Origin of the sequence: Comamonas sp. AG1104 (assembly GCF_003350425.1) — a bacterium.
GTDB classification, from domain to species: Bacteria; Pseudomonadota; Gammaproteobacteria; order Burkholderiales; family Burkholderiaceae_C; genus Comamonas; species Comamonas testosteroni.
The window spans coordinates 602,624-628,365 of the sequence record NZ_QQAS01000003.1 but is presented as its reverse complement, the minus strand read 5'-3'; the positions used below and the strand labels follow the sequence as shown (position 1 = coordinate 628,365).

Below are 25,742 nucleotides of genomic sequence, written 5' to 3'. Positions count from 1 at the left end.
GTCAGCCAGTCTCGCCCAGCAGCGCTTTCTTGAGCTGCTGATCGGCGGGCCTGGGGCCCAGCCAGATGCCCAGCAGGGCGTTGAAGAACTCTGGCTCCTTGAAGGCCTCGCCCTGTGGCTGGCCCTTGACGGTGACGATGGCGCCCTGGCCGGGCAGCCAGTCCACCATGAAGCTCTCGCCCGCAAGCAGCTTCTTGTGCTGGGTGAAGATCTCGCTCATGCGCATCACCCCCGGAATCAGCTTGGAGAAGGCGGCGCGCTCCATATTGTCTTCCATGCCGCGTGAGAACAGCTTGCCCAGCTCGGCCGAGTCGATATCGCGAAGCATGGTCACGCTGATGCGCTTGGGCCCGGGCAGGGCGGCGATTTCCTGCAGGCTGCGCGCCGGCTTTTCCAGATACAGGCCGGCGGTATAGACCTTGAAAACGGCCTTGTAACGTGTGCCTGCACCGTTGAGCTGCAGGGCCTGACCCTGCAACTGCAAGCTGGGTGCGTAGTTCACACCATGCAACTTGACGGGTTCAGTCGGGCGCTCCTGAGCATGGGTGGCAAAGCTGGCAAGCGCAGCGGCCAGCAGCAAAGCCTGTGGCCAACGTAAGCTGGGCATGAATGTCTCCTCGTGTTGGTTGTTCCTGGCCTGCTCTGCAGGTGGCCTTGAATTGCGAACGGTCGTGCATATTTGTGTCTGCCAGATTTCGTCGCAATAAGGACTGTCCCCAGCATGGGGCTTTGAGATGGGTCTTTCCCCGGGTATCTGGACTGCGGAGAAATTCCGCAGTTCATGCGCTACACTGTCCGGCATCATGTTCATTCATCGCACGTTCAATGCAGGTTGTGGAGACCGGGGAGCCTGGCCCTGGCGTAAGCCTGCACATCTGAACTGCTGAAGCACCCGGCACGAGCCCGGCGTGCACCCCGCGGCCCCATGCATTGCATACTTCGGGCCAATTGGAATGAACCGGCGCATCCTCTCTTCAAACGCGTCATCTGCCCTGTAATCCATCCGTGCAGATGCACCATGCGCCATGACTCCCGGAGCTTCTCCCGTGATCACGGAACTGGAATTCAAATCGCTTGCGGCCCAAGGCTATAACCGCATCCCGCTGCTGATCGAGGCCTTTGCCGACCTCGAAACCCCACTGTCTCTCTATCTCAAGCTGGCCCATGCCAATGGCGACGGCAAGTACAGCTTCTTGCTGGAATCCGTCGTCGGCGGCGAGCGCTTCGGCCGCTACAGCTTCATCGGCCTGCCGGCACGCAGCTTTGTGCGCGCCTCGGGCTTCGGTGACCAGGCCAGGACCGAGGTTGTGACCGACGGCAAGGTGGTGGAGACTGCCGGCGGCAATCCGCTGGACTTCATCGCGGCCTATCAGCAGCGCTTCAAAGTGGCCGTCACGCCCGGCATGCCGCGTTTTTGCGGCGGTCTGGCCGGCTATTTCGGCTATGACGCCGTGCGCTTCATCGAGAAGAAGCTGGAGAGCAGCTGCCCGCCCGACAGCCTGGGCACGCCCGACATCATGCTGCTGCAGTGCGAAGAGGTCGCCGTCATCGACAACCTCTCGGGCAAGCTCTACCTCATCGTCTACGCCAACCCCGGCGAGGCAGAGGCCTATACCCGCGCCAAGAAGCGCCTGCGCCAGCTCAAGGACCAACTGCGCTATTCGGTCAGCGCGCCGCAGATTCGTGCCGGTGAAAGCTATCCCGCAGAGCGCAGCTTCGACAAGCAGGACTATCTGGACGCCGTGCAAAAGGCCAAGGAGCTGATTGCGGCGGGCGACTTCATGCAGGTGCAGGTGGGCCAGCGCATTCACAAGCGTTTCACGGCCTCGCCGCTGTCGCTTTACCGCGCGCTGCGCTCGCTCAACCCCAGCCCCTATATGTACTTCTACCATTTCGGAGATTTCCATGTGGTGGGAGCCAGCCCGGAGATCCTGGTGCGCCAGGAGCGCACGCCCGACGGCCAGAAGGTCACGATTCGACCCCTGGCCGGCACCCGTCCGCGCGGCAATACGGTGGAGGCCGACAAGGCCACCGAGCAGGAGCTGATCGCCGACCCCAAGGAGCGTGCCGAGCATGTGATGCTGATCGACCTGGCGCGCAACGATATCGGCCGCATTGCCAAGACCGGCAGCGTCAAGGTGACCGAAGCCTTTGCCGTGGAGCGCTACAGCCATGTCATGCATATCGTGAGCAATGTGGAAGGCATCTTGCAGGACGGTATGGACAATATGGATGTCTTCAAGGCCACCTTCCCCGCCGGCACGCTGACGGGAGCTCCCAAGGTGCATGCCATGGAAGTCATCGATCGGCTCGAGCCCAGCAAGCGCGGCATCTACGGCGGTGCCTGCGGCTATCTGAGCTTTGCCGGCGACATGGATCTGGCAATTGCGATCCGTACCGGCGTCATCAAGGACAACGTGCTCTATGTGCAGGCCGCTGCCGGCGTGGTGGCCGACTCCGTGCCCGAGCTGGAGTGGAGAGAGACCGAGCACAAGGCCCGCGCCTTGCTGCGCGCCGCAGAACTGGTTGAGGAAGGTCTGGAATGAAAAACGACTACCCCCTGAGGCGCTGCGCACCTTCCCCCTTGAAGGGGGACGACGGCCTTTGCTGGGGCAGCCCACGCTGCGGGGCGGCCCTTGCTGGCCGTCTCCTGCAAGGCGCTGCAAAAGTTTTGAGTGCAGTGACTGACCTGCCACGCGATGGAGAAATGCAATGAATCGTTCCATTGAGAAGGTGCAGCACTGCACCACCATGGAAGATGTGCGCCGCAATGTGAATGCGCTCGACGATGTGCTGGTGCCGCTGCTGGTCACCCGCATCGGCTATATGCAGCAGGCAGCACGCATCAAGGGAGACGTGGGCCAGGTGCGCGATGAGGCGCGCATCGAAGCCATCGTCAGCCGCGTGCGTGAGCGCACGGCGCAGGAGGGCGGCCAGCCCGATGTGATGGAGACCGTCTATCGCGCGCTGATGGAAGCCTGCATCGACTACGAACACCAGGAATTTGCGCGTCTGCGTGAACCCAAGAAATCAGGGGAGTAAGACCATGAAACTGCTGATGGTCGATAACTACGACAGCTTTACCTACAACATCGTCCAGTACTTTGGCGAGCTGGGCGCGGAGGTGACCGTGGTGCGCAATGACGAAACCACGGTGGCCGAAGTCGAGGCGCTGATCGCGCGCGAAGGCATCGAGCGGTTGGTGATCTCGCCCGGCCCCTGCTCGCCCAACGAGGCGGGCATCTCGGTGGCGGCGATCAAGCATTTCGCAGGCAGGCTGCCGATTCTGGGCGTCTGCTTGGGTCACCAGAGCATTGGCGCGGCCTTTGGCGGCGACATCATCCGGGCGGGCCAGCAGATGCACGGCAAGACCAGCGTGATCAGCACCGACCAGAAGGGCGTGTTTGCCGACCTGCCCAGGCAGTTCACGGTCAACCGCTATCACTCCCTGGTCATAGACCGAAGCACGCTGCCCGAATGCCTTGAAATCACGGCGACCAGCGAAGATGGTGAAATCCAGGGGGTGCGCCACCGCGAGCTGGCCGTCGAGGGCGTGCAGTTCCACCCCGAGAGCATTCTGACCGAGCATGGTCATGCCATGCTGAAGAACTTTCTCGATCAGAAATAACAGTCGATTTATTGATAGCTGTCAGCGCATGTCACTGCTTGATTTCAGAATGAAAACAATAGGAAGTCGATTGCTGATAAGCGGAGACAGCTATCAAAAACATAGAGAGATATTGCAATGATCACTCCCCAGGAAGCGCTGCAGCGAACCATCGAGCATCGTGAAATCTTCCATGACGAAATGCTGCACCTGATGCGCATGATCATGCGCGGCGAGCTCTCGCCCGTGATGACGGCCTCCATCATCACCGGCCTGCGCGTGAAGAAGGAAACCATTGGCGAGATCTCGGCTGCGGCCGAGGTGATGCGCGAGTTCTCCAACAAGGTGAACGTGCACGACAAGAGGAATCTGGTCGATATCGTCGGCACCGGCGGCGACGGCGCCAACACCTTCAACATCTCGACTTGCTCGACCTTTGTGATTGCGGCGGCGGGCGGCAAGGTCAGCAAGCATGGCGGGCGCAGCGTCAGCAGCAAGTCGGGCAGTGCCGATGCCATGGAGGCGCTGGGCGTCAACATCAACCTCAACGCCGCGCAGATCGCCGATTGCATACGCGATGTGGGCATCGGTTTCATGTTTGCGCCCAACCATCATCCGGCCATGAAGAACGTGGCCCCCGTGCGCAAGGAGCTGGGCGTGCGCACCATCTTCAATATCCTGGGCCCGCTCACCAACCCGGCATCCGCGCCCAATATCCTGATGGGGGTCTTCCACGAAGACCTGGTCGGTATCCAGGTGCGAGCCCTGCAGCGCCTGGGCGCCGAACATGCACTGGTCGTCTACGGCCGTGACGGCCTGGATGAAATCAGCCTGGGCGCTGGCACGTTGGTCGGCGAGCTCAAGGACGGCGTGGTGCGCGAGTATGAAGTCCATCCCGAGGACTTTGGCCTGCGCATGGCGGGCACGCGCTCGCTCAAGGTCGAGAATCCCGAGGAGTCCAAGGCCATGCTGATGGGCGTGCTGCAGGGTGAGCAAGGCCCGGCACGCGATATCGTCTGTCTCAACTCCGGCGCTGCCCTGTATGCCGCCAATGTGGCCAGCTCGATCGAAGAGGGGCTGGAGCGTGCGCAACAGGCCATCGACAGCGGCGCGGCACTGGCCAAGCTCCAGGAACTGGTGGCCTATTCGCAAAAGCTCGGCCAGGCAGCGGCATGAGCCTGCTGGATGCGCCCATCTGGAGTGATGCCGGCACCTGGATCGTGCTGGGCATCTCCCTGCTGTTCATCGTGGTGGGCATAGGCATGCACCGCATCATCGTGAAGGTCTTGCGCGGCCCGGCGGATGCCGCCACCAACAAGGAAAACCATGTCTGACATTCTCAAGAAAATCTGCGACGTCAAGGTCCAGGAAGTTGCTGCCGCCAAGAAGGCCGTGCCGTTTGCCGAGATGCGCCGCGATGCGCAAAGCCGTGTCTCCACGCGCGATTTCGTGGGTGCCATCCGTGCCAAGATCGCCAAGGGACAGGCCGGCGTGATCGCCGAAGTCAAGAAGGCCAGCCCCAGCAAGGGCGTGATCCGTCCCGACTTCGATCCTGCCGATATCGCCCAGAGCTATATGGTGGGGGACGGCAAAATCAGTGCGGCCTGCCTGTCGGTGCTGACTGATCGCCAGTTCTTCCAGGGGCAACCCGACTATCTCAAGCAGGCCCGCGCGAGCACGCTGCTGCCGGTGCTGCGCAAGGACTTCATGGTCGACCCCTACCAGATCTACGAATCGCGGGTGATGGGCGCCGACTGCGTGCTGCTGATCGCTGCCTGCCTGGACGATGCGCAGATGGCGGAGATGGAGCAGATTGCGCACAGCCTGGACATGGATGTGCTGGTGGAAGTGCATGACGGCCAGGAGTTGCAACGAGCACTCAAGCTCAAGACGCCGCTGGTGGGCATCAACAACCGCAATCTGCGCACATTCGAGGTCGATATTCAGACCACGATTGCCCTCAAGAAGGATGTGCCCGCCGATCGCCTGCTGGTGACCGAGTCCGGCATCCTGACCAGGGACGATGTGAAGACCATGCGTGATGCGGGCATTGACGCCTTCCTGGTGGGCGAGGCATTCATGCGTGCCCGCGAGCCGGGCGAGGCCCTGGCCCAGTTGTTTCAATAAAGGGTTGGCCGGTGTGCAGGCTCAGCGCAGAACCTGCACATCGGCATCCAGAAAATAGCCGGCGCCACGCTTGGTCTTGAGCAGCATGGGCGCGCGGCTCGATGCTTCGACCTTGCGGCGCAGACGCAGCATCTGCACATCGATGGCACGGTCAAAGACATCATCTTCGGCCTGTGTCAGATCCATGATCTGTTCACGGCTCATGATTTGCCTGGGGCGCTTGAGCAGGGCCAGCAGCAGCGCGAACTCGCTCTTTGTGAGCCCCACCTCATGCCCGGCAGCGCTGATGAGGCTGCGCGAGCGCAGCCTCAACTCCCAGTCGGCAAACTTGAAGCCCTGTGGACTCAAGGTGAACGCAGGGCGGGCGCAGGAGAAGAAGGCCTGCGCGGCAGAGGCTTGTGAGTGACTGGCAGAAGATGTGTGCATGAATAACTCCTTGTGAGCCTGAGCCGCCAGGTGGTCAGCTATGTTGGAGTCGATTCTTTGCAAATTGTCAGAATGTGTCACTCACTGAAATCAGGTATTTTGAGCCTCGAAATAGGTGAGAACCCTTGAGGAAATCATTCGAGGTGGGCGTGGAAGTTGAGAGAATCCACGCATGAACTTCACTAGCCAGAGCATGAGTGCCAACACCGCTGCGCCTACCCAGTTGATGAGTGCAGATCCGCAGGACTGGCCAGTCTCAACCGGCTGGCAAGCCGTTGTCGAGCCTTTCTTTGCTGGGAGCACGGGCCAGAAGCTGCTGCAGTTTTTGCAGCAAAGACTGGATGCCGGCGCCGTGATCTTTCCCCCTGCCCCCTTGAGGGCCCTGGAGCTGACACCGCCAGAGGACGTGCGTGTCGTGATTCTCGGGCAGGACCCCTATCACGGCCGTGGGCAGGCCGAAGGGCTGGCATTCTCGGTTGCCCCCGGGGTGCGCGTTCCGCCCTCGCTGCAGAACATCTTCAAGGAAATGCAGCGCGAGCTGGGCACGCCGTTTCCGGCTTTTCCCCAGCCCGGCGGCAGCCTGGTGAGCTGGGCTCAGCATGGCGTGCTGCTGCTCAACACCAGCCTGACGGTGGAAGAAGGGCAAGCCGCAAGCCATGCCAAAAAAGGCTGGGAAGAGCTGACCGATGCCATCATCCGACATGTCGCCGAGCAGGGGCGGCCCACGGTCTTCATGCTCTGGGGCTCGCACGCCCAGTCCAAGCGTGTGTTCATTCCTCAGGATCGTGGTCATCTGGTGCTGATGAGCAACCACCCTTCGCCGCTATCGGCCCTGAGGCCGCCTGTGCCCTTTATCGGTAACGGACACTTCGGCAAGGCCAGGGAGTTCAAGCTCAGACACGGCTATTGAGATGGCCGGATTGGGCTGTCTCAGCGCTTTTCCCGAATCCCCAGCCAGACCCCCATCAGGCCGCTGAGCGTCACCACCGCCATGCCGATCAGCGATGTGCTGTCGGGAAGCTGTCCGAAAAACAGCCAGCCCATCAGCATGGCAAAGCCAATCTGGCTGTAGAGGAAAGGCGCCACGGTTGCGGGCGTGGCGTGGGTGTATGCCTGCAGCAGCATCAGGTGGCCAATGCCGCTGCAAAGGCCCATCACAGCTGCCGCTGCGTAGATCTGCCACTGATCGATGGGCTGCCACACAAAGCCTATGAGAGGAGTGGTCAGCAGCAAGGGCAGCCAGGTCGAGTAGAGCTGGGTGGTCGGAGGCGAGTCCAGGCGCGACAGGCGACTTCCGAGGACCTGGTAGGTGGTGCCCGATATCAGCAGACCAACCGGCCACAGGGCGGCCAGGCCCAAGGACTGCCCGTCGTTTTCCGGCCGCACGATGGCAATCACTGCCAGCAGGCCGATCACCAGCAGCGACCAACGGGCAGGACTGACCTGCTCCTTGAAGAAGAGTGCCGATGCGACCACGATAAACAGCGGAGCCGCTGACCAGATGGCTGTGAAATTGGCCAAAGGCATGTTCTTTATGCAGAAAAAGGCGCAGACCGTAGTCAAAAGCCCTGAAGCTGCCCGCAGAAGCTGAAACCTCAAGTTCTGGGTTCTCAGTGTCGAAAAGCCGTGCCGAGGCAAAACCAGCACGCTGGTGACCATGGCCTGGGCCATGAAGCGCAGCCACAGAACCATGAGAGTCGGAAGCAGCGTGCCCGTGAATTTGGTGGCGCTATCCAGAACGGCAAACAGCGCACAGGCGAATATTGTGAGCAGAACACCGCGGATGGCAGACTGCGCTGACGGTGAAAGTGTGGGCGAGAGCCAGCGGGGGAGCATGTCCGTAGCGATTTGCGACAAGAGAATCGCAGAATTCTAGGTGCAGGAGGCTGCCTGCGTTGGTTGCTCCGCCCATAAAAATGCCCGCACTGTTAGGTGCGGGCATGGGATGGGAGGCGAAGGCTTACCAGGGCATGGCGTTACGAATACGCGCAATTTTTTTGGCCCGCTCGGTCGAAGACTCCTTGGCGGTACGCAGCGCTTGCCGGATGAACACAAAAAGCAGCAGGATGAAGCCGGAGCCCACAGCCGCACCAATGGCCAGCATGGATTTCTTGGGTTTGATGGAGAGCTCGGGCAGGGTCGGCATCTGGATCACATCGTCGTTGTCCAGGCCGCCGAGGCGGCGCTCCATGTCCAGGATCCCCTTCTGGCGATTGCTGTTGGCGGTCAGCAGCTCGCCATAGAGGCGGCTGGTCGCTTCGCTGACACTTTTCCCGGAGGAGAGATTGGCGGAGGTGTCATGCTCGAGCTTGAGGGACTCCTCCAGGCGCGTCTTTTCGGAGGCCAGTTGCACTTCCAGCTGCTTTTTTTCCAGGCCGCGTGGCCTGCTCAGGGGAAACAAGGTGTCCAGCAGCGCCTGGTTGAGCTTTTGAGCCGCTTCAGGCGATTTGGCCTGCGTTGCAATATTCAGCAGCTTGTCCTGCTTGCCGACATTGACGGTGATGCGCTTGCTGAGCTTTTTATAGATTTCCTCGTTGGTCAGGCCATCGTCCAGACCCGCAACGGGCGCAATCTGGTGCAGCACGTCTGCAGACATGGCCAAGCTTGCGGCCATGGGGGCGGTAAAGCTGGAGCCGGCACGCTCAACCTGAACCGATGAGCTGCTTTCGTAGGTCTTGGGAATCACAAAGCCGATTCCATAGGCGGCAATGCCCGCCAGTAGCGGGCCGAAAATCAGAATTTTCCAGTTTTCTGCGAGAGTTACCAACAGATCCAGCAGATCCAACTCTTCATCTTGTGGGGCTTGAGCTTCCATTGATTTTTATAAATGAATAAACATTTTGACAAAACAATGAAATCTACCATCAAGAAAAGATTGGACCCAGATTTTCTGTAACTCTATATGCCAGGAGCTGAGGTGGCGGGTCCAATGTGTTGCAGATCAGCGATGGCGCTCCAGCAGCATGGAGTCTCCATAGCTGAAGAAGCGGTAGTGCTGGGCAATCGCATGCTGATACATGCCCATGATGTGCTCATAGCCCGCGAAAGCGCTGACCAGCATCATCAGCGTACTTTTGGGCAGATGGAAGTTGGTGATCAGCAAATCGACCACCTGGTATTGAAATCCCGGGGTGATGAAGATGCTGGTGTCGCCGCTGATATTGCCGTACTTGGCCCAGGACTCCAGAGTGCGCACCGTGGTGGTGCCCACGGCAATGATGCGGCCGCCGCGCTGGCGACAGCGCTCCATGGCGGCCAATGTGGGCAAGGGAATGTCGTACCACTCGCTGTGCATGGTGTGGTCGGCAAGGTTTTCGGTCTTGACGGGCTGGAAGGTGCCGGCACCTACATGCAGGGTGACGCTGGCGCGCTCCACGCCCTTGGCCTGCAGGGCTGCAAGCACGGTTTCGTCAAAGTGCAGGGCTGCGGTCGGTGCCGCGACCGCGCCAGGGTGGGCGGCGAACACGGTCTGGTAGCGCTCGCTGTCTTCCTTTTCATCCGGGTCGTGGTCGGCGTTTTGCTGGCGCTCGATATAGGGGGGCAGTGGCAGGTGGCCGAACTGCTCCAGCAACTCATAAGGCGACTCGCCCTGGCTGCCCTTGAAGGAAAGCTGGAATAGCGGCCCGTTCTCGTCCGGCCAGCGGCCCAGCAGCGTGGCTTCGAAACCGCCGTTTTTGAGGCCGCCGCAAAGATGGATCTTGGCTCCGGGCAAGGGCTTCTTGCTCACGCGCATATGGGCCACAACCTCGTTGTTCTGCAGCACGCGCTCGACCAGCAGTTCGATCTTGCCGCCGCTGGCCTTTTCACCAAAGACGCGTGCCTTGATGACCTTGGTGTCGTTGAAGATCAGCAGGTCGCCGGGCTGCAGCAGATCGGGCAGTTCGCGGAAGATGCGGTCGGTAGCAGGGAGGCTGCGGCCGTCAAGCAGGCGCGAGGCGCTGCGAACGGCGGTGGGATGCTGGGCAATCAGGGATTCGGGCAGGTCGAAGTCGAAATCGCTGAGTGTGAATTCACGGGAGCAGGAAGACATGCGGTGCTTGAGGGCCGTACGAGGCCCGTTCCAAGTTCAATCAAACAAGTGGTCGATTGTCGCAAATCGCCATTAGGGCTGTCGGCTTCAGGGCTGTGCGGCGGTGGCTGGATTCCAGAGTTCATTGAGATTCCTGAAGGGCCAGTCGGCAGGGTCTTCGCGCCCGACGATGCTGTCGTTGGCATGGGGGCAGGCCAGGTCGAGAATCTCGGGCGTGATGCGGCGCTGCTGGCTGAGGCAGTAAAAGCGCCGCACCTTCGGGGTCAGCAGACAGGTTGGCGAGACATCCAGCACCACGGCAAGATGCTGCGACTGCAGTCGCACCAGCGAGCCCAGCGGGTAGATGCCTACCGTCTGCACAAACTGCTCGAAGATGGCTTTGTCGAAATGATGGGGCGCCCATTGCGCCATCCGCTGCAGCGCAATCGCCGGGTGCCAGCCTTGCTTGTAGGGGCGATCCGAGGTGATGGCGTCATAGACGTCGCAGACGGCCGTCATGCGCGCCATCAGGCTGATGTCGTCCTGCTTCAGTCCGTCGGGATAGCCCGTGCCGTCGACTTTTTCGTGGTGATGCAGGCAGGCGTCGGTGACGGCATCGTCCAGCCCCTGAGGCCGCAGGAGTTCGTAGCCCCAGCGCGGGTGGGATTTCATGATGACCCATTCCTCGGCATCCAGCGGCCCGGGCTTGTTGAGAACCTCGATAGGCACTTTGCTCTTGCCGATGTCGTGCAGCAGGCCCGCGATACCGGCCAGATGCACCTGGTGTTCGTCCAGGCCCATGCGGAGCGCCAGCCCGATCATCAGGGCACACACCGCGATGCTGTGCATATAGGAGTAGCTGTCCGCAGTCTTCAGGCGCGCCAGGCTGATCAGGGCATGGGGGTTGCGCTTGATCGACTCGGCCATCTCGTCGACCAGCAGGCTTGAGGCAGGCAGGTCCAGCGGACGGCCCAGGCGAACGTCGCTGAACATGGTCTTGAGGACATCACGTGCCTGCCCAATGATCTGATGGGCCTGCTGCAACTCCACGCTGGTTCTGGTGAGCCGTGCTGGCGAGCACGGCACAGCCTCGTCGACTGGCGACTCGGAGACCTCTGCGGGCGTGATGTCGGGGGCGATGTCGGCCCCCCTGCCGGTGTCTATCCACACCTGGCGGATGGTGGTGGCAAGCAGACGTTCCAGGTCCCTGGGCTGATCGAGCAGGAGGCTGGCACGCAAAAAGGGATGCTCCATCCAAGAGCCGCAGAACTCGTGCACAAACATTCCCGGGCGAAGGTGCTCGACATCAACTCGCTTCAACATGAATTTCTACGGAAACACAAAGTAACAATTTGAGAATGGTAGCGATTTTGACGTTGTTGCGCTGGAGGCAGTTGTTTGCAAACCTGAATATGCTGTATATACATACATTGCTTTCCTGGTCGCGGGGAGTGTAGTCAAGGAGTCTCAGTTGTCTGTGTCAAAAAAGCCTGTTGCCGAGCCGAAGTCTGCTGTCAAGCGCGCTGGCAGCCGCGCTGGCACTCGTGAAAAAAAGGCGGGCACGGATCTGGATGCGGCTCCCAAAAAGACCCTCAGCCCTGCGCAGCAGGCGCTGTTGAAGATGGGGCTGACACGCGATATCGACCTGGCTTTGCACCTGCCGCTGCGCTATGAGGACGAAACCCGCATCGTGCCGTTGAAGAACGCGCGCGATGGCGAGACGGTGCAGATCGAAGCCACGGTCACGCACAGTGAGGTGCAACTGCGCCCGCGGCGCATGCTCAAGGTCACCGTGGATGATGGCAGCAGCACCTGTCTGTTGACCTTCTTCAGTTTCTATCCGTCGCAGCAAAAGACCATGGCGCCGGGCGCGCGCCTGCGCATTCGCGGTGAGGTCAAGGGCGGCTTTTGGGGGCGTCAGATGATGCACCCCGCATTCCGGGTGGCGGGCGGAGAGTTGCCCACGGCGCTGACGCCTGTCTATCCCGCCACTGCCAGTCTCCCGCAGGCTTATCTGCGGCGGGCCATTGCCTCGGCGCTGCTGCGTGCCGATCTGTCCGAGACCTTGCCTCCGGGGCAGTCGCCTCCCATTGCGCAGTTCTATGGTCACGATGGGATTCAGCCCGCACATGACTTGCGCAATGCGCTCACTTTTTTGCATCATCCAACGCCCGATGTAGCACTTGTCACGCTGGAGGATCATTCCCACCCGGCCTGGCAAAGGCTCAAGGCCGAAGAGCTGCTGGCTCAGCAACTGTCCCAGTACGAGGCCAAGCGCGAGCGTGCCCGCTTGCGCGCGCCCGTGCTCAGGCCGCAGGCCGGCATGGCGGATTTGACGCAGCAGTTTCTCACGCAGCTGCCGTTTGGCCTGACGGGGGCGCAGCAGCGCGTGGTGGGCGAGATTCGGGCCGATATGGAGCGCCGCATTCCCATGCACCGTTTGCTGCAGGGCGATGTGGGCTCGGGCAAGACGGTGGTGGCGGCCTTGTCTGCCGTGGCCTGTATCGAGGCCGGCTGGCAGTGCGCCCTGATGGCACCCACCGAGATTCTGGCCGAGCAGCACTTCGGCAAGCTGGTCGGCTGGCTGGAGCCGATTCTGGCGCCGCTGGGCAAAAAGGTCGCCTGGCTGGCCGGTGCCCAGAAAAAGAAGGAGCGCGCCGCGATGCTGGCGCTGGTGGAAAGCGGCGAGGCGGCGCTGGTCGTGGGCACCCATGCCGTGATTCAGGAGCAGGTGCAGTTCAAGAACCTGGCCCTGGCCGTCATCGACGAGCAGCACCGCTTTGGCGTGGCCCAGCGCCTGGCGTTGCGGCAAAAGCTCGCAGCCACGGGCATGGAGCCGCATCTGCTGATGATGAGCGCAACGCCGATTCCGCGTACGCTTGCCATGAGCTATTACGCCGACCTTGATGTCTCCACCATCGACGAGCTGCCGCCAGGGCGCACGCCCATCGTCACCAAGCTGATCTCGGACAGCCGCAAGGACGAGGTGATCGAGCGCATCGGTGCCCAGGTCGCCAGCGGGCGTCAGGTCTACTGGGTCTGTCCTCTGATCGAGGAAAGCGAAGCGCTGGATCTGTCGAATGCCACGGCCACCCATGAATATTTGAGCGAAATGCTGCCCGGTGTCATGGTGGGTCTGCTGCACTCGCGCATGCCCACGGCCGAGAAAAAGGCCGTGATGGAGCTGTTTTCTGCCGGCGTCATGGGGGTGCTGGTGTCCACCACGGTGATCGAGGTGGGAGTGGACGTGCCCAATGCCTCGCTGATGGTCATCGAACACTCGGAGCGCTTCGGGCTCTCGCAGCTGCACCAGCTGCGCGGCCGAGTGGGGCGCGGCGCTGCGGCCTCGGCCTGCGTACTGCTGTATTCGGTCAATGACAACGGGCGGCTGTCCGATACCGGCAAGGAGCGCCTGCGTGCCATGGCCGAGACCAATGACGGTTTCGAGATCGCGAGGCGGGATCTGGAAATTCGCGGCCCGGGAGAGTTTCTCGGTGCCCGGCAGTCTGGTGCCCCCATGTTGCGCTTTGCCGATCTGGAGCAGGATGTGCTGCTGCTGGACTGGGCGCGCGAGCTGGCACCGCTTATGCTTGAGCAGTTTCCTGCGCTGGCTGCACGCCATGTCAGCCGCTGGCTGGGTGGAAAAGCCGAGTATCTGAAGGCCTGAAATACCCAAACCTGCGTTCAAAGACGTAAAAAGTTACGTTTTTGCAGGAATATATGTAATCTTTTGCCTTGGCAATTTGTGATTGAATGCAAAAACAGGATGAATCAATGCTGTTATTGATGATCCCAATGACCCACTCTTTATGACTCTTACCGAATTGAAGTACATCGTGGCCGTTGCGCGGGAAAAGCACTTTGGCCGCGCCGCCGAAGCCTGCTATGTGTCCCAGCCTACGCTGTCCGTGGCGATCAAGAAGCTGGAGGAAGAGCTGGATGTCAAGATTTTCGAGCGCAGTGCCGGTGAAGTCTCGGTGACCTCGCTGGGCGAGGAGATCGTGCGCCAGGCGCAAAGCGTGCTGGAGCAGGCCAACGAGATCAAGGAAATCGCCAAGCGCGGCAAGGACCCGCTGTCCGGTGTTCTGACCCTGGGCGTGATCTACACCATAGGCCCCTATCTGCTCCCCGATCTGGTGCGCAACTCCATCAATATGACGCCGCAGATGCCGCTGATGCTGCAGGAGAACTTCACCGTCAAGCTGCTGGAGATGCTGCGCACGGGCGAGATCGACTGCGCCATCATGGCCGAGCCCTTCCCGGATACCGGTCTGGCACTGGCGCCGCTCTACGACGAGCCCTTCATGGCCGCCGTGCCCAGCACCCACCCGCTGGCGCAGAAGAAAAGCCTGTCCACCACGGATCTCAAGAACGAGACCATGCTGCTGCTGGGCGCGGGTCACTGCTTCCGCGATCATGTGCTTGAGGTCTGTCCCGAATTCGCGCGCTATGCCAGCAACTCCGAAGGCATTCGCCGCACGTTCGAGGGCTCGTCTCTCGAAACGATCAAGTACATGGTGGCCGCCGGCATGGGCGTGACCCTGGTGCCGCGCCTGTCCGTGCCCGAGGATGCGCTGGCTCCCATTGAGCGCCGTCGCCGCGCCGATGAGCCTCATATCCGCTATCTTCCGATTCATGAGGAAGACGGCATTGCGCCGCCCACTCGCCGTGTGGTGCTGGCCTGGCGGCGCAGCTTCACGCGCTACGAGGCGATTGCTGCACTGCGCAATGCCGTCTACGCCTGCCCGCTGCCAGGAGTGCAGCGCCTGTCGCAGTAAGCGTGGCTTCAGCGGCTCCAAGAGGGCGGGAGTCTGGATTCGTTAAACCTGAAAGGTGAGTGCATGACCAAGCAAGGCAAGGACAAATCGCAGAAACAGAAGTCGGACGCCGCGCCGCAGGTGCCCGCAGGCATCCACATAGGCATCAGCGACGAGGACCGCGCCGCCATCGCCAAGGGGCTGTCGGCGCTGCTGGCTGACACCTATACGCTGTACCTGACCACGCACAACTTCCACTGGAATGTCACGGGGCCCATGTTCAACACGCTGCACACCATGTTCATGGCGCAGTACACAGAGCTGTGGAATGCCGTCGATCCCGTGGCCGAGCGCATCCGTGCACTGGGCCACCATGCGCCTGGCTCCTATGCCCAGTTCGGCAAGCTCACCAGCCTGCCCGATGCACCGGCGCAGCCGCCCAAGGCCCTGGAGATGGTGCGTATCCTGGTGCAGGGCCACGAGGCCGTGGCGCGCACGGCCCGCCAGCTGTTTCCCCGTGCCGACAAGGCCGGCGACGAGCCCACGGCAGACCTGCTGACCCAGCGCCTGGCTGTGCACGAGCAGACCGCCTGGATGCTGCGCTCCCTGCTCGAGGAGTGAGCTGCACCCAGGCCGTTGTTCTCGCGGACTCCCCAAGCCCTGACGGGCCCGCCTCCAGAGGCCCGTCAGGGCTTTTTCGCTTTTGCTCCTGAAAGGAATGCCTGTGTTTTCTGCGGCGACTCCCGTGGTCCTGCTGGCGCAGTGGGTGGACGGAAATGCCATCTGGCTGCTGCTGCTGTTGCTGCTGCTCGCGGCCGGCCTGCTGCGCTGGCGTGCGCAGGGTCGGGCCGCGTGGCTGTGGCAGGACCGCAGCGCGGATCTCAGGCCTGGCGGCAACTGGCTGCTGGTGGTGGCTGGGTTGGCTGGCGCTGCTCTGGCTCTGCTGGTCGTTGGCGTGCAGCAGTCCCAGTCCCTTCAGCCGCCTCAGGGGCTGATGGCCCTGGACCTGAAGCTGCAGAGCGCGGTGAGCGCAGGCCTGCCGCCCAGTCTGCAGCCCCTGGTGCGGGGCTGGACCATGCTCGGGGATTTGCGCGTCATGGGGCTGCTGAGCCTGGCCGTGGGTCTGTGGCTGCTGTGGCGACGCCAGGGCCTGCAACTGCTGAGCTGGCTGGTGGCCGTGGCCGGTACGGGACTGTGGGTGCGCTTCATCAAGGCGACCATGCAGCGCGCGCGTCCGCTGGATGGTCTGGTGCATGAGGCAGGCTTCAGCTTTCCCAGTGGTCATAGCGCAGGCACTGCCGCGATTTTCGGCATGCTGGCCTGGCTGGTCGCTCGCCGACTGCCGCCCGGCTGGCGGGCCTGGGTCTTTGCGGTTGCGGTTCTGCTGGCCCTGAGCACAGGCTTGAGCCGTGTGCTGCTGTCCGTGCACCATGCCAGCGATGTGCTGGCGGGTCTGTGCCTGGGTCTGGGCTGGACGGCTCTGGTGCTCTGGTTGACAGACCGTGTCGAGCATGGGGGCGGCGCCCTCAGAGCGGTGCAGGGCGAGGCACAATTGCCGCTGCGCTGACCGCGGCCTGGGGGCCCGGTCGTGATCTCCTGCCTTCCGGAACCCCTCTCATGTCCGCCTCCATTCCTGCTTCGCCGCGCTCCAAGCTGTCGCTGTATCTGGATCTGATCCGCTTCAACCGCCCCGCAGGCTGGCTGGTGCTGGTCTGGCCCACGCTGGTGGCGCTGTGGGTGGCAGGCCAGGGCTTTCCGGGCTGGCATCTGCTCGTGGTCTTTGTGCTGGGCACGGTGCTGATGCGTAGCGCGGGCTGCACCATCAACGATATTGCCGACCGCGACTTCGACAGGCATGTGAAACGTACCACCCAGCGCCCCGTCACCAGTGGCCAGATCTCGGTCAGGGAAGCCGCCATGGTCGGCCTGGTGCTTACTCTGGTGGCTTTCGGTTTGGTGCTGTCCACCCGCTGGGAGGCCGTGGCCTGGTCGGTGCCTGCCGTGCTGTTCACGATTCTCTATCCGTTCACCAAGCGCTTTTTTGCCATGCCGCAGGCCTTTCTGGGCATTGCCTTCAATTTCGGCATCGTGATTGCGTTTGCGGCGGTGACTGGTGAGGTCAGCGCCACGGCCTGGACGCTGTGGCTGGCGAATATGTTTCTGGTGCTGGCCTATGACACCGAATACGCCATGGTGGACCGCGATGACGATCTCAAGATCGGTATGAAGACTTCGGCCATCACACTGGGCCGTTTCGATGTCACAGCCATCATGCTGTTCTTTGGCCTGTGCTGGGGTCTGATCGCCTGGGTGCTGGCGCCTTATCAACTTGGCTGGCCCTTCTGGCTGGGCATGGGCGTGGCGGCGGCCCAGATCGTCTGGCATTTCAGCCTGATCAAGGACCGCACGCGCGAAGGCTGCTTTGTCGCCTTCAGCAAGAGCCACTGGATTGGCGCTGCGATCTTTGCGGGCGTGGCGCTAGGGTTTGCGTTGAAATAGTCCTGTTTTAATAGCTGAAAGAGCTTGACTGATAAGCGATAGAGACCTGAAAGATCAAATAAAAAAACCGGCCGAGGCCGGTTTTTTTATTTGCCGAACTCGGCGGCCAGCTCCTGTGCGCGGACCTGGGCCTTGCGCATGGCCTCGATGAAATGCTCGGGCAGCTTTTGCTCCTGCATATGCGTGATGGCCGCATAGGTGGTGCCGCCCTTGCTGGTCACGCGCTGGCGCAGCACTTCGGCGCTCTCGCTGGAGCGTGCCGCCAGTTCCGAGCCGCCCGCAAACGTGGCCACGGCCAGCTTGTAGCTTTGCTCGGCGCTGAGGCCCATGTCGACGCCCGCCTGGGTCATGGCTTCGAGGAACAGGAATACATAGGCCGGTCCGGAGCCGGAGATCGCCGTCACGGCATCCAGATGTGCTTCTTTGTCCACCCAGCTGAGTTCGCCGGTGCTGCCGATCACGGTCTCGATCAGGGCCTTGCCCTGGGCATCGACCTCGGGGCGGGCGAACAGGCCCGTCATGCCCTTGCCCACCAGGGCCGGGGTATTGGGCATGGCGCGCACGATGCGGCGGGTGCCGGTCCAGGCCGCAATGCTGTCGGTGGTGATGCCGGCAGCCACGCTCAGGTGCAGGGCGTTGCGGGTGTAGGCGGCAACGGGAGCGGCCGCTTCCTTGAAGCTCTGGGGCTTGACGGCCCAGACCACCAGCTGGGCGCTTTGCAGGGCCTCGGTGGCGGCGGGCAGGGCGTCGATGCCGAAGCTGGTCTTGATCGCAGCACGCGTGGCTTCAAAAGGCTCGACCACGGTGATGCTGCTGGCCGGAACGCCCTGGCGGATCAGGCCGCCGATGATGGCGCTGGCCATGTTGCCGCCGCCGATAAAGGCGATGGGAGGGAAAACGGAGGTCGAGTGGTCGGTCTGGCTCATGATGGTTTGATTCGCTCTGCGATGCAGCAAGTGGGCAAGCCTGTATTCGGATTCCAGGCGCACAACGGCACTATAAACCTGCTGCGCAGCGGCCGCGCTCCTCGCTCAGGGCGATGAACTGGGTGACTTCGGCGGGATTGAAGTTGTTGTCGCTGACCAGCAGCAGCACGCGCCGACCATCGGGCAGCGGCGGCCCCCAGCTCATGCCCTCCAGGTTGTCCATGGAGCGCAGGCCGGCATCGGCCAGGTCCAGCAGCAATTCCTTGTCTGCAGGGCGGTAGCTGCCCGGCACGAGCCGGGTCTGGCCCAGCGTATCGCTGCTTGCGTCGGCACGGGTGCTGATGCGGTAGATGCGGGCGCCGAAGCGCAGCGGCGGTGCAAAGGAGCGCTCCAGCACCAGCAGATGTTCAGGGCCGTCGGCCAGCACGGCGCTGATGCCGTTGATGGCGCCGCGTTGCAGCCACAGGCCGGCAGGCAGTGCATCGGGCTGGTAGGCCAGCTGGCGTACGGGCTGCCGCGTGCCCATGTCATAGGTGGTGATGCGAACTGGGCCGCCCAGGTGGTCAGCAGCGGGCAGGGGGCCGTCTTGCCTGAGCGCCGCCTCCATGGCCAGCCAGAGCGTTGCACCATCTTCGCTCAGCGCCATGCCCTCGAGCGTGAAGTTGCTGCGCGGCCCCTGGGACTTGCTGGCCGGCAGGCGCAGCTCGGGCGGCAGCGGCCATTCGCGCTGCCAGCGTCCGTCCGTGCCTGATTGCAGCAATTGCGGGCCGAATCCGCGTGCGAAGTCGCCCTCGCTGCTCCACAGCAGGGACTGTCCTCCTGGCAGCACGCGCAGGGCTTCCGCATCGGGCGTCGCGATGCCGGGCACGGACTGGCGGTGGCTGGGGTAGGGGGCCTGGGCGGAGCTGAGCAGCGGCCGCGCATCGTGCACTCTGACCTGATGCAGGCCGCTGGCGTCGTATTCGATGCGCGCCGTGTAAAAGCGCGCCGGCCCGTGGGCGGAGCGGTCGTCGCTGACCAGGTAGTACAGATGGCTGCCCGCGTCATAGTCGATCGACGACAGACCGCCCACCGGCGTGTCGGCAAACAGCTTGTCATGCTGCCAGCGGATTTCCCCGAGCAGGGACCAGGGCCGGGCCTGGGATGTGCTGCAGATGGGGTGTGGTGCGACCGGTTTCGTCGTGCAGGCAGCCAGGCCGGCGCAGATCAACGAGAGGCCCCAAAGGCAGAGCTGTCGTGGATTGTTCACATTTGTGCCTTGTACTTTTCGCCGATCGCTTTCTAAGATGCCAGCGGCTCTGTGCTGCGTGGGGCGGCACGGACAACGCCATCGGAAATAGGGAGCAATCATGGCATCCAATGTCAAAAAATGGTCGGCGGAGTTTCTGGGTACTTTCTGGTTGACGTTTGGCGGTTGCGGCAGCGCGGTGCTGGCAGCGGCATTTCCCGAAGTGGGCATCGGCCTGCTGGGCGTGTCCTTTGCCTTCGGCCTGACGGTGCTGACGGGCGCTTACGCCTTCGGTCCCGTCTCCGGCGGCCACTTCAACCCGGCGGTCTCCGTCGGTCTGGCAGTGGCGGGGCGTTTTCGCTTTGCCGAGCTGCCCGGCTACATCATTGCCCAGGTGCTGGGTGCCATTGTGGCGGCCGCCGCGCTGTACTTCATTGCCAGTGGCAAGGCCGGCGCCCAGGTGGCCGATCTGGCCACCAACGGCTATGGCGAGCACTCGCCAGGCAAGTTCAATATGGCGGCAGCACTGGTGACCGAAGTGGTGTTGACTGCCGTGTTTCTGCTGGTGATCCTGGGCTCCACCACCAAAAAGGCCGCCGTGGGCTTTGCGGGCATGAGCATCGGCCTGTGCCTGACGCTGATCCATCTGATCTCCATCCCCGTGACCAATACCTCGGTCAACCCCGCCCGCAGCACCGGCCCGGCGCTGTTCGGGCCGGCCATCGCGCTGGAGCAACTGTGGCTGTTCTGGCTGGCTCCCATCGTGGGCGCCATCATCGGTGCCGTGATCCACAAGGCGCTGCTGGGTGATGAAGACTGAGCGTTGAACGCGGCCGCTGCCCAAGCAAAAAGGGATGCCTTGGCATCCCTTTTTTGATGGTTCTTTGAGGGCTTGAGCGCTTGCCTGGCCAGCGCCCAGCGCAGCGGCTTTACTGCGCCGTGGTCTGGCGCACGGCTTGCTCCCAGCGCTGCATCAGCTCGTCGGCGCGGTCCTTGCCAAGGGTGGGCAGGAAGCGGCGCTCGGCCTTCCACAATGCCGACAGCTCCTCGGTGCTCTGATAGACGCCGCTGGACAGGCCCGCCAGATAGGCAGCGCCCAGGGCCGTGGTCTCCACGCAGGCCGGGCGCACCACGGGAATGCCCAGCAGGTCGGCCTGGAACTGCATCAGCAGATTGTTCACGCAGGCGCCGCCATCCACACGCAGCTCGCTGACCGGCGTGCCGCCCGTGGCCACGGCGTCGCGGCTCATGGCGCCGAGCAGGGCCGCACTCTGGTAGGCAATGGATTCCAGGGCCGCGCGGGCGATATGGGCCATTGTCGTGCCGCGCGTCAGGCCGGTGATGGTGCCGCGCGCGTCAGGCTTCCAGTAGGGGGCGCCCAGGCCGGTGAAGGCCGGCACCAGCATCACGCCGCCGCTGTCGGGCACGCTTTCGGCCAGTTGCTGCACCTGGCCGCTGTGCTCGATGGCCTGCAGGCCGTCGCGCAGCCACTGCACCACGGCACCGCCGACGAAGACGCTGCCTTCCAGCGCAAACTGGGGCTGGCTGCTCGCCTGGGCGGCCGAGGTGGTCAGCAGACCGTTGCTCGAGGTCTGGAAGCTGCTGCCCGTATGCATGAGCATGAAGCAACCCGTGCCATAGGTGTTCTTGGCCATGCCGGCGTCGAAGCAGGCCTGGCCGAACAGTGCGCTTTGCTGGTCGCCGGCCACGCCACCGATATTGATGGAGCCGCCCAGCACTTCGTTGGCCGTCTGGCCGAAATCGGCAGCCGAGGGCAGGACTTCTGGCATCAGACACGCAGGAATGTCCAGCAGGGCCAGCAGATCGGTATCCCACTGGTTGCTGTGCACATTGAAGAGCATGGTGCGGCTGGCGTTGCTCACATCGGTGACATGGCGCTTGCCGCCCGTCAACTGCCAGATCAGCCAGCAATCCACCGTGCCGAAGGCCAGCTCGCCGGCCTGCGCTGCGGCGCGTGCGCCGGGCACGTTGTCCAGCAGCCATTTGAGTTTGGTGCCCGAAAAATAGGCATCGATGCGCAGGCCGGTTTTGCGCAGAATCACGTCGCTGTGACCGGCTTCGCGCAGCTGCACGCAGGTGGGTTCGGCGCGGCGGTCCTGCCAGACGATGCCATGGTGAATGGGGGCGCCGGTCTTGCGGTTCCAGACGATGGTGGTTTCGCGCTGGTTGGTAATGCCCACCGAGCGGATATCGCCAGCCTTGAGGCCCGCCTTGGCCAGCGCCTCTTTGGCGGTGCTCAGCTGGGTGCGCCAGATCTCGCGCGGGTCATGCTCTACCCAGCCCGGCTGCGGATAGATCTGCGGCAGCTCCAGCTGAGCCGATGCCACGATGCGGCCTTGCGTGTCGAAGACGATGGAGCGGGAGCTGGAGGTGCCCTGGTCCAGGGCGAGCAGATAGGTTGTCATGGAATGTCCGTGATTCAGAGGGGGAGCACAAAGCGCGCCATTTCGGCCTGCTCGCTCCAGCCCTGGCGGGAGTAGAAGCCGCGCACATAGGAAGGGCGCTCGCGGTTGTTGACCAGCCAGATGCGTATGCAGCGGCGCTCGCGCGCAGCCTGTGTGGCGGCATCCAGCAGCTGCTGGCCCAGGCCGGCGCCGCGCGCCGCTTCGGCGACAAACAGCTCGCTCACATAGGCCTCCCAGCCTTGCTGCACGGCGACCGGCAGCCAGTGCACGGCGCAGTAGCCGTGAATGCGTTGCTGAGCGTCTTGCGCCACCAGCATCAAAGAGCGCTCCGGCCCGGCCTGCAGCTCGTCCAGCAGCGCCTGCACGGCCTGGGTGTTCTCGGAGGCGGAATGACTTTCGTAGGCCTGGAACCAGCCGATGTCATGCAGCAGTCCGGCAATGCCTGCTGCATCTTCGGGCAGCGCGGGACGGATCAGATAGGGGGCAGCATTCATTGGGCGATGGTGCATTGCACCTCGGCATCGCGCAACAGGGCATCGAAGGGGGCGGAGGGCGCAACGTCGGTGAACAGGCGGTCGATCTGGTTCAGTCGGGCCAGCTCCACCATGGCCTGACGGCTGAACTTGCTGTGATCGGCCGCCAGCCAGACTTCGCGCGACTGGCCGATGATGGTCTGGGCCACCTTGACCTCGCGCAGGTCGAAGTCGCGCAGGCTGCCGTCGGATTCGATGGCCGAGATGCCGATCACGGCAATATCCACCTTGAACTGGCGCATGAAGTCCACGGCGGCCTCGCCCACGATGCCACGGTCGCGTGTGCGTACCACGCCGCCCGCGACGATGACCTCGCAATCGGCATTGCTGCTGAGGATGGCGGCGACATTGAGATTGTTGGTGATGACGCGCAGCCCCTTGTGCTGCAGCAGAGCCTGGGCCACCGCTTCGGTGGTGGTGCCGATGTTGAGAATCAGCGAGCAGCCGTTGGGAATGGCCTCGGCGATGGCGCGCGCAATGCGCATCTTGCCTTCGGCGTGCAGCACCTGGCGCTGGGTATGGGCCAGATTCTCCACGGTGGCGCTGGGCACGCGCACGCCGCCATGAAAGCGCACCAGCAAGCCGGCATCGGCCAGCTTCTGGATGTCGCGGCGCACGGTCTGCAGCGTGACCCCGAGGATTTCGGCCAGTTGCTCTACCGAGGTGGATTGGCGGGCGCGGACTTCTTCGACAAGCTGCAACTGGCGGGGATTGCTGTTCATGACTGGTGACTGGTTATATAGGTGCTATTGGCGCATGGACGGGCCTGCAGGCGAAGAGCTCTACAGACGAGAGCGCCAGCCGCAGCGGGCAGTGCAGGGATTGTGAGCGAATCCAAACGAACCTCTAATAGGGTGATTTTCTATGGAATTGCCCGGTAAAAAACAAAAATGAATCCGCGCCGAGTCTGAAGTCTGACAGCAAGCTGCGGTTATATGTCATCGTGGTGAGTTGTTGCAGCAGTAACAATTGGCACGGCAAGAAGAATGCAGTTCATGCATCGAGAGTGTGCAAGCGCACCGATTGCTGATGTTGCGGCCTGGCTGGAGCGGCGCCGGATCGGTGGTTTTGTCTTGAATCGCGCAAAAACGAATCGATATTTGGGATTTGCAATGCACTAAAAGCGAAAAAGAGCGAAAATATTCGATCTGAAATTTGTTCTTTGCTGTGCGCGTCTCATCGCTGGATGATGGCGGCGCGGCGATCACCGCAGAAGTCGTTCCATGAACCAGTCCACTCAACCCTTGGCTACAACACGTGCTCAGCTGCTGGAGCGCCTGGCGCAGACCGAAAGCTTCGATCTGGCCATCGTGGGCGGTGGTGCCACGGGGCTTGGCGTGGCGGTGGATGCGGCGGCACGCGGCTTCAAGGTTGTGCTGCTGGAATCGCTGGACTTCGCCAAGGGCACCTCCTCGCGTGCCACCAAGCTGGTGCACGGCGGCGTGCGCTATCTGGCGCAGGGCAATATCTCCCTGGTGCGCGAAGCGCTGCATGAGCGCACGACCCTGTTGCACAACGCACCGCATCTGGCCCAGCCGCTGGCCTTTGTGATGCCCTCGTACAAGCTGCTGGATACGCCGTTCTACGGCATCGGCCTCAAGATGTACGACGCGCTGGCCGGCAAGGCCGGCCTGGGCTCGACCGAATTCCTCTCCAGCGCCAAGACCGTGAAATATCTGCCCACGGTGCAGCAAAAAGGTCTCAAGGGCGGGGTCAAGTACTGGGATGGCCAGTTTGATGATGCGCGCCTGGCGCTGGCGCTGGCGCGTACCGCAGCGGCCAAGGGCGCTTTGCTGATCAATTACTGCCCGGCAGAAAAGCTGATCTATGAAAACGACCAGATTGCCGGACTGATCTGCCGCGATGCGGAATCGGGTCGCAACTTCACCGTGCGTGCCAAGTGCGTGGTCAATGCCACGGGGCCCTGGGTGGATCTGTTCCGCCAGCAGGATGCCGAGGCCCAGGGTAAGCCCGTCAAGCCCATGGTTGCGCCCAGCCAGGGCGTGCACGTGGTGGTGGACCGCGAGTTTCTGCCCACGGATCATGCGCTGCTGATCCCCAAGACGGCCGATGGCCGCGTGCTGTTTGCCGTGCCGTGGCTGGGCAAGGTCATTCTGGGAACCACCGACACGCCGCGTCACGATCTGGCGCGCGAACCCCTGCCTTTCCCCGAGGAGCTGGACTTCATTCTCGGCGAGGCCGGCAAGTATCTGAATCGCCAGCCCACGCTGGCCGATGTGCGCAGCATGTGGGTGGGCCTGCGCCCGCTGGTCAAGCCGCAGGACGACGATGGCGAGAACACCAAGAAGATCAGCCGAGAGCACACGGTGATGGCCAGCAAGACGGGTCTGGTGACCGTCACCGGCGGCAAATGGACGACTTACCGGGCCATGTCCGAGGATGTGCTGGCCGAATGCTTCCAGATCGGCCGTCTGCCCAGTCGCCCTGCCGGGGTGACCGTGAACCTGCCCCTGGTCGGTGCGCCGGCCGAAGCTGCAGTCACGCACAGCATGAACCAGAGCCAGGGGCTGCACTCCTACGGCACGGATGCCGCCGCCGTGGCGGCCTTGCCGGGCGCGCAGAACTGGCTGATGGACGGTCTTTCCGAGGCCATGGTGCGCTTTGCCGCCCGCTTTGAGTACGCGCGCACCGTCGAAGACATGCTGGCGCGCCGCAGCCGCCTGCTCTTTCTCGATGCCCGCAAGGCGGCCGAGATCGCGCCCCGCGTTGCAGCCATCCTGACCGAAGAGCTGGGGCAGGATGTGCATCTCAACGACTTCCTGGCCCTGACCCGCCAATATCTGCCCGCTCAGGGCTGATCTGCGCGGCCGCGCTGCAGGGCGTGGCGTGCGGGCAACAGGCTGCGATCCGCAGGCCTTGTGAAAATGTGAGCTATCAGCGCTTTCTATCTCTTGATTTCAGATGATTTATTGTTTGAAATCAATGGTGTAAGCGCGTTGTGCGCTATTGTTTTGGGTGCAAGTGCGATAGACCTGTTTGCCAGGCTTTCCACCAGTGAAATCAGTGCGGGTATTGCAGGCTAAACGCTTGACGCACAAAGGATTTCCTGCGACAATCTCCTGCTTCACGTTTAAAAGCGTGGAACTTTCTGCCCAGCGGGAAGCCCTCCGGAATGGTCCGGAAGGTGGACGACGGGCCCAAGACTGACCGGCTGCTTGATCAGCCCTTGAGAAGACTCTGGGG

General features: G+C 62.6%; 25 protein-coding genes. 14 read left to right on the top strand and 11 right to left on the bottom strand.

The window, feature by feature from the left end:
- Nucleotide 1: 1 nt before the first annotated feature.
- Nucleotides 2-607: a chalcone isomerase family protein gene (locus DFO48_RS11380; RefSeq protein WP_114863434.1), complete on the bottom strand. Its 606-nt coding sequence runs from the start codon at nucleotides 605-607 to the stop codon at nucleotides 2-4.
- Between the two features lie 439 nt (nucleotides 608-1,046).
- Between DFO48_RS11380 and trpE the strand changes: the two genes are divergently transcribed.
- The 6 genes from trpE (at nucleotide 1,047) to trpC (ending at nucleotide 5,734) form a co-directional block, all read left to right on the top strand.
- Nucleotides 1,047-2,546: an anthranilate synthase component I gene (trpE, locus tag DFO48_RS11375; RefSeq protein ID WP_114863524.1), complete on the top strand. Its 1,500-nt coding sequence runs from the start codon at nucleotides 1,047-1,049 to the stop codon at nucleotides 2,544-2,546.
- 166 nt (nucleotides 2,547-2,712) lie between these two features.
- Nucleotides 2,713-3,042: a chorismate mutase gene (locus DFO48_RS11370; RefSeq protein WP_114863433.1), complete on the top strand. Its 330-nt coding sequence runs from the start codon at nucleotides 2,713-2,715 to the stop codon at nucleotides 3,040-3,042.
- A gap of 4 nt (nucleotides 3,043-3,046) precedes the next feature.
- Nucleotides 3,047-3,628: an aminodeoxychorismate/anthranilate synthase component II gene (locus DFO48_RS11365; RefSeq protein ID WP_114863432.1), complete on the top strand. Its 582-nt coding sequence runs from the start codon at nucleotides 3,047-3,049 to the stop codon at nucleotides 3,626-3,628.
- Between the two features lie 111 nt (nucleotides 3,629-3,739).
- Nucleotides 3,740-4,783, top strand: coding sequence for an anthranilate phosphoribosyltransferase (gene trpD, locus DFO48_RS11360; RefSeq protein ID WP_114863431.1), 1,044 nt, complete (start codon nucleotides 3,740-3,742; stop codon nucleotides 4,781-4,783).
- Nucleotides 4,780-4,941 carry a hypothetical protein gene (locus tag DFO48_RS25440; protein ID WP_199406984.1) on the top strand — a complete coding sequence of 54 codons (162 nt, stop codon included), beginning with the start codon at nucleotides 4,780-4,782 and terminating at the stop codon, nucleotides 4,939-4,941. Before trpD ends, DFO48_RS25440 begins: the two co-directional genes overlap by 4 nt.
- A complete protein-coding gene (gene trpC / locus DFO48_RS11355; RefSeq protein ID WP_114863430.1) occupies nucleotides 4,934-5,734 on the top strand; it encodes an indole-3-glycerol phosphate synthase TrpC in 801 nt (266 codons plus the stop codon). Before DFO48_RS25440 ends, trpC begins: the two co-directional genes overlap by 8 nt.
- A gap of 21 nt (nucleotides 5,735-5,755) precedes the next feature.
- On the opposite strand, the gene DFO48_RS11350 is transcribed toward trpC, so the two are convergent.
- On the bottom strand, nucleotides 5,756-6,160 hold the full coding sequence (locus DFO48_RS11350; protein WP_114863429.1) for a winged helix-turn-helix domain-containing protein: 405 nt from the start codon (nucleotides 6,158-6,160) through the stop codon (nucleotides 5,756-5,758).
- A 172-nt stretch (nucleotides 6,161-6,332) separates the two neighbouring features.
- Here DFO48_RS11350 and DFO48_RS11345 point away from each other — a divergent pair, with 172 nt between their 5' ends.
- Entirely contained in the window at nucleotides 6,333-7,070 is a 738-nt protein-coding gene (locus tag DFO48_RS11345) for a uracil-DNA glycosylase (protein WP_114863428.1), read from the top strand.
- A 20-nt stretch (nucleotides 7,071-7,090) separates the two neighbouring features.
- On the opposite strand, the gene DFO48_RS11340 is transcribed toward DFO48_RS11345, so the two are convergent.
- From DFO48_RS11340 to DFO48_RS11325, 4 genes are all read right to left on the bottom strand, one after another.
- Nucleotides 7,091-7,996, bottom strand: a complete 906-nt coding sequence (locus DFO48_RS11340; RefSeq protein WP_114863427.1) for a DMT family transporter — start codon at nucleotides 7,994-7,996, stop codon at nucleotides 7,091-7,093.
- Nucleotides 7,997-8,120: 124 nt separating this feature from the next.
- Entirely contained in the window at nucleotides 8,121-8,975 is an 855-nt protein-coding gene (locus tag DFO48_RS11335; RefSeq protein WP_114863426.1) for a Wzz/FepE/Etk N-terminal domain-containing protein, read from the bottom strand.
- A gap of 126 nt (nucleotides 8,976-9,101) precedes the next feature.
- A complete protein-coding gene (gene queA, locus DFO48_RS11330; RefSeq protein ID WP_114863425.1) occupies nucleotides 9,102-10,190 on the bottom strand; it encodes a tRNA preQ1(34) S-adenosylmethionine ribosyltransferase-isomerase QueA in 1,089 nt (362 codons plus the stop codon).
- A gap of 87 nt (nucleotides 10,191-10,277) precedes the next feature.
- On the bottom strand, nucleotides 10,278-11,492 hold the full coding sequence (locus DFO48_RS11325; protein ID WP_114863424.1) for an HD-GYP domain-containing protein: 1,215 nt from the start codon (nucleotides 11,490-11,492) through the stop codon (nucleotides 10,278-10,280).
- Nucleotides 11,493-11,640: 148 nt separating this feature from the next.
- Between DFO48_RS11325 and recG the strand changes: the two genes are divergently transcribed.
- The 5 genes from recG (at nucleotide 11,641) to ubiA (ending at nucleotide 17,425) form a co-directional block, all read left to right on the top strand.
- Nucleotides 11,641-13,836, top strand: a complete 2,196-nt coding sequence (recG, locus tag DFO48_RS11320; protein WP_114863423.1) for an ATP-dependent DNA helicase RecG — start codon at nucleotides 11,641-11,643, stop codon at nucleotides 13,834-13,836.
- 142 nt (nucleotides 13,837-13,978) lie between these two features.
- Nucleotides 13,979-14,947, top strand: coding sequence for a LysR substrate-binding domain-containing protein (locus DFO48_RS11315; protein ID WP_003050465.1), 969 nt, complete (start codon nucleotides 13,979-13,981; stop codon nucleotides 14,945-14,947).
- A gap of 63 nt (nucleotides 14,948-15,010) precedes the next feature.
- Entirely contained in the window at nucleotides 15,011-15,547 is a 537-nt protein-coding gene (locus DFO48_RS11310; protein ID WP_003068377.1) for a Dps family protein, read from the top strand.
- A 97-nt stretch (nucleotides 15,548-15,644) separates the two neighbouring features.
- Nucleotides 15,645-16,493, top strand: coding sequence for a phosphatase PAP2 family protein (locus DFO48_RS11305; RefSeq protein WP_114863422.1), 849 nt, complete (start codon nucleotides 15,645-15,647; stop codon nucleotides 16,491-16,493).
- A gap of 50 nt (nucleotides 16,494-16,543) precedes the next feature.
- Nucleotides 16,544-17,425, top strand: coding sequence for a 4-hydroxybenzoate octaprenyltransferase (gene ubiA, locus DFO48_RS11300; protein WP_114863421.1), 882 nt, complete (start codon nucleotides 16,544-16,546; stop codon nucleotides 17,423-17,425).
- A gap of 86 nt (nucleotides 17,426-17,511) precedes the next feature.
- Here ubiA and proC read toward each other — a convergent pair whose 3' ends face one another.
- Together proC and DFO48_RS11290 are read right to left on the bottom strand one after the other, a co-directional pair.
- Nucleotides 17,512-18,351 carry a pyrroline-5-carboxylate reductase gene (gene proC, locus DFO48_RS11295; RefSeq protein ID WP_114863420.1) on the bottom strand — a complete coding sequence of 280 codons (840 nt, stop codon included), beginning with the start codon at nucleotides 18,349-18,351 and terminating at the stop codon, nucleotides 17,512-17,514.
- A 70-nt stretch (nucleotides 18,352-18,421) separates the two neighbouring features.
- On the bottom strand, nucleotides 18,422-19,600 hold the full coding sequence (locus DFO48_RS11290) for an esterase-like activity of phytase family protein (protein ID WP_114863419.1): 1,179 nt from the start codon (nucleotides 19,598-19,600) through the stop codon (nucleotides 18,422-18,424).
- Between the two features lie 100 nt (nucleotides 19,601-19,700).
- Here DFO48_RS11290 and aqpZ point away from each other — a divergent pair, with 100 nt between their 5' ends.
- Nucleotides 19,701-20,399, top strand: coding sequence for an aquaporin Z (aqpZ, locus tag DFO48_RS11285; RefSeq protein ID WP_012840095.1), 699 nt, complete (start codon nucleotides 19,701-19,703; stop codon nucleotides 20,397-20,399).
- A 109-nt stretch (nucleotides 20,400-20,508) separates the two neighbouring features.
- On the opposite strand, the gene glpK is transcribed toward aqpZ, so the two are convergent.
- The 3 genes from glpK to DFO48_RS11270 are packed head-to-tail and all read right to left on the bottom strand — an operon-like array spanning nucleotide 20,509 to nucleotide 23,260.
- Nucleotides 20,509-22,005 (bottom strand): glycerol kinase GlpK, encoded by a 1,497-nt coding sequence (glpK, locus tag DFO48_RS11280; protein ID WP_114863418.1) that lies wholly within the window; start codon nucleotides 22,003-22,005, stop codon nucleotides 20,509-20,511.
- A gap of 14 nt (nucleotides 22,006-22,019) precedes the next feature.
- Nucleotides 22,020-22,499, bottom strand: a complete 480-nt coding sequence (locus DFO48_RS11275; protein WP_114863417.1) for a GNAT family N-acetyltransferase — start codon at nucleotides 22,497-22,499, stop codon at nucleotides 22,020-22,022.
- A complete protein-coding gene (locus DFO48_RS11270; protein ID WP_003068405.1) occupies nucleotides 22,496-23,260 on the bottom strand; it encodes a DeoR/GlpR family DNA-binding transcription regulator in 765 nt (254 codons plus the stop codon). Before DFO48_RS11270 ends, DFO48_RS11275 begins: the two co-directional genes overlap by 4 nt.
- A gap of 501 nt (nucleotides 23,261-23,761) precedes the next feature.
- Between DFO48_RS11270 and DFO48_RS11265 the strand changes: the two genes are divergently transcribed.
- Nucleotides 23,762-25,357: a glycerol-3-phosphate dehydrogenase/oxidase gene (locus tag DFO48_RS11265; protein ID WP_114863416.1), complete on the top strand. Its 1,596-nt coding sequence runs from the start codon at nucleotides 23,762-23,764 to the stop codon at nucleotides 25,355-25,357.
- Nucleotides 25,358-25,742: the final 385 nt, after the last annotated feature.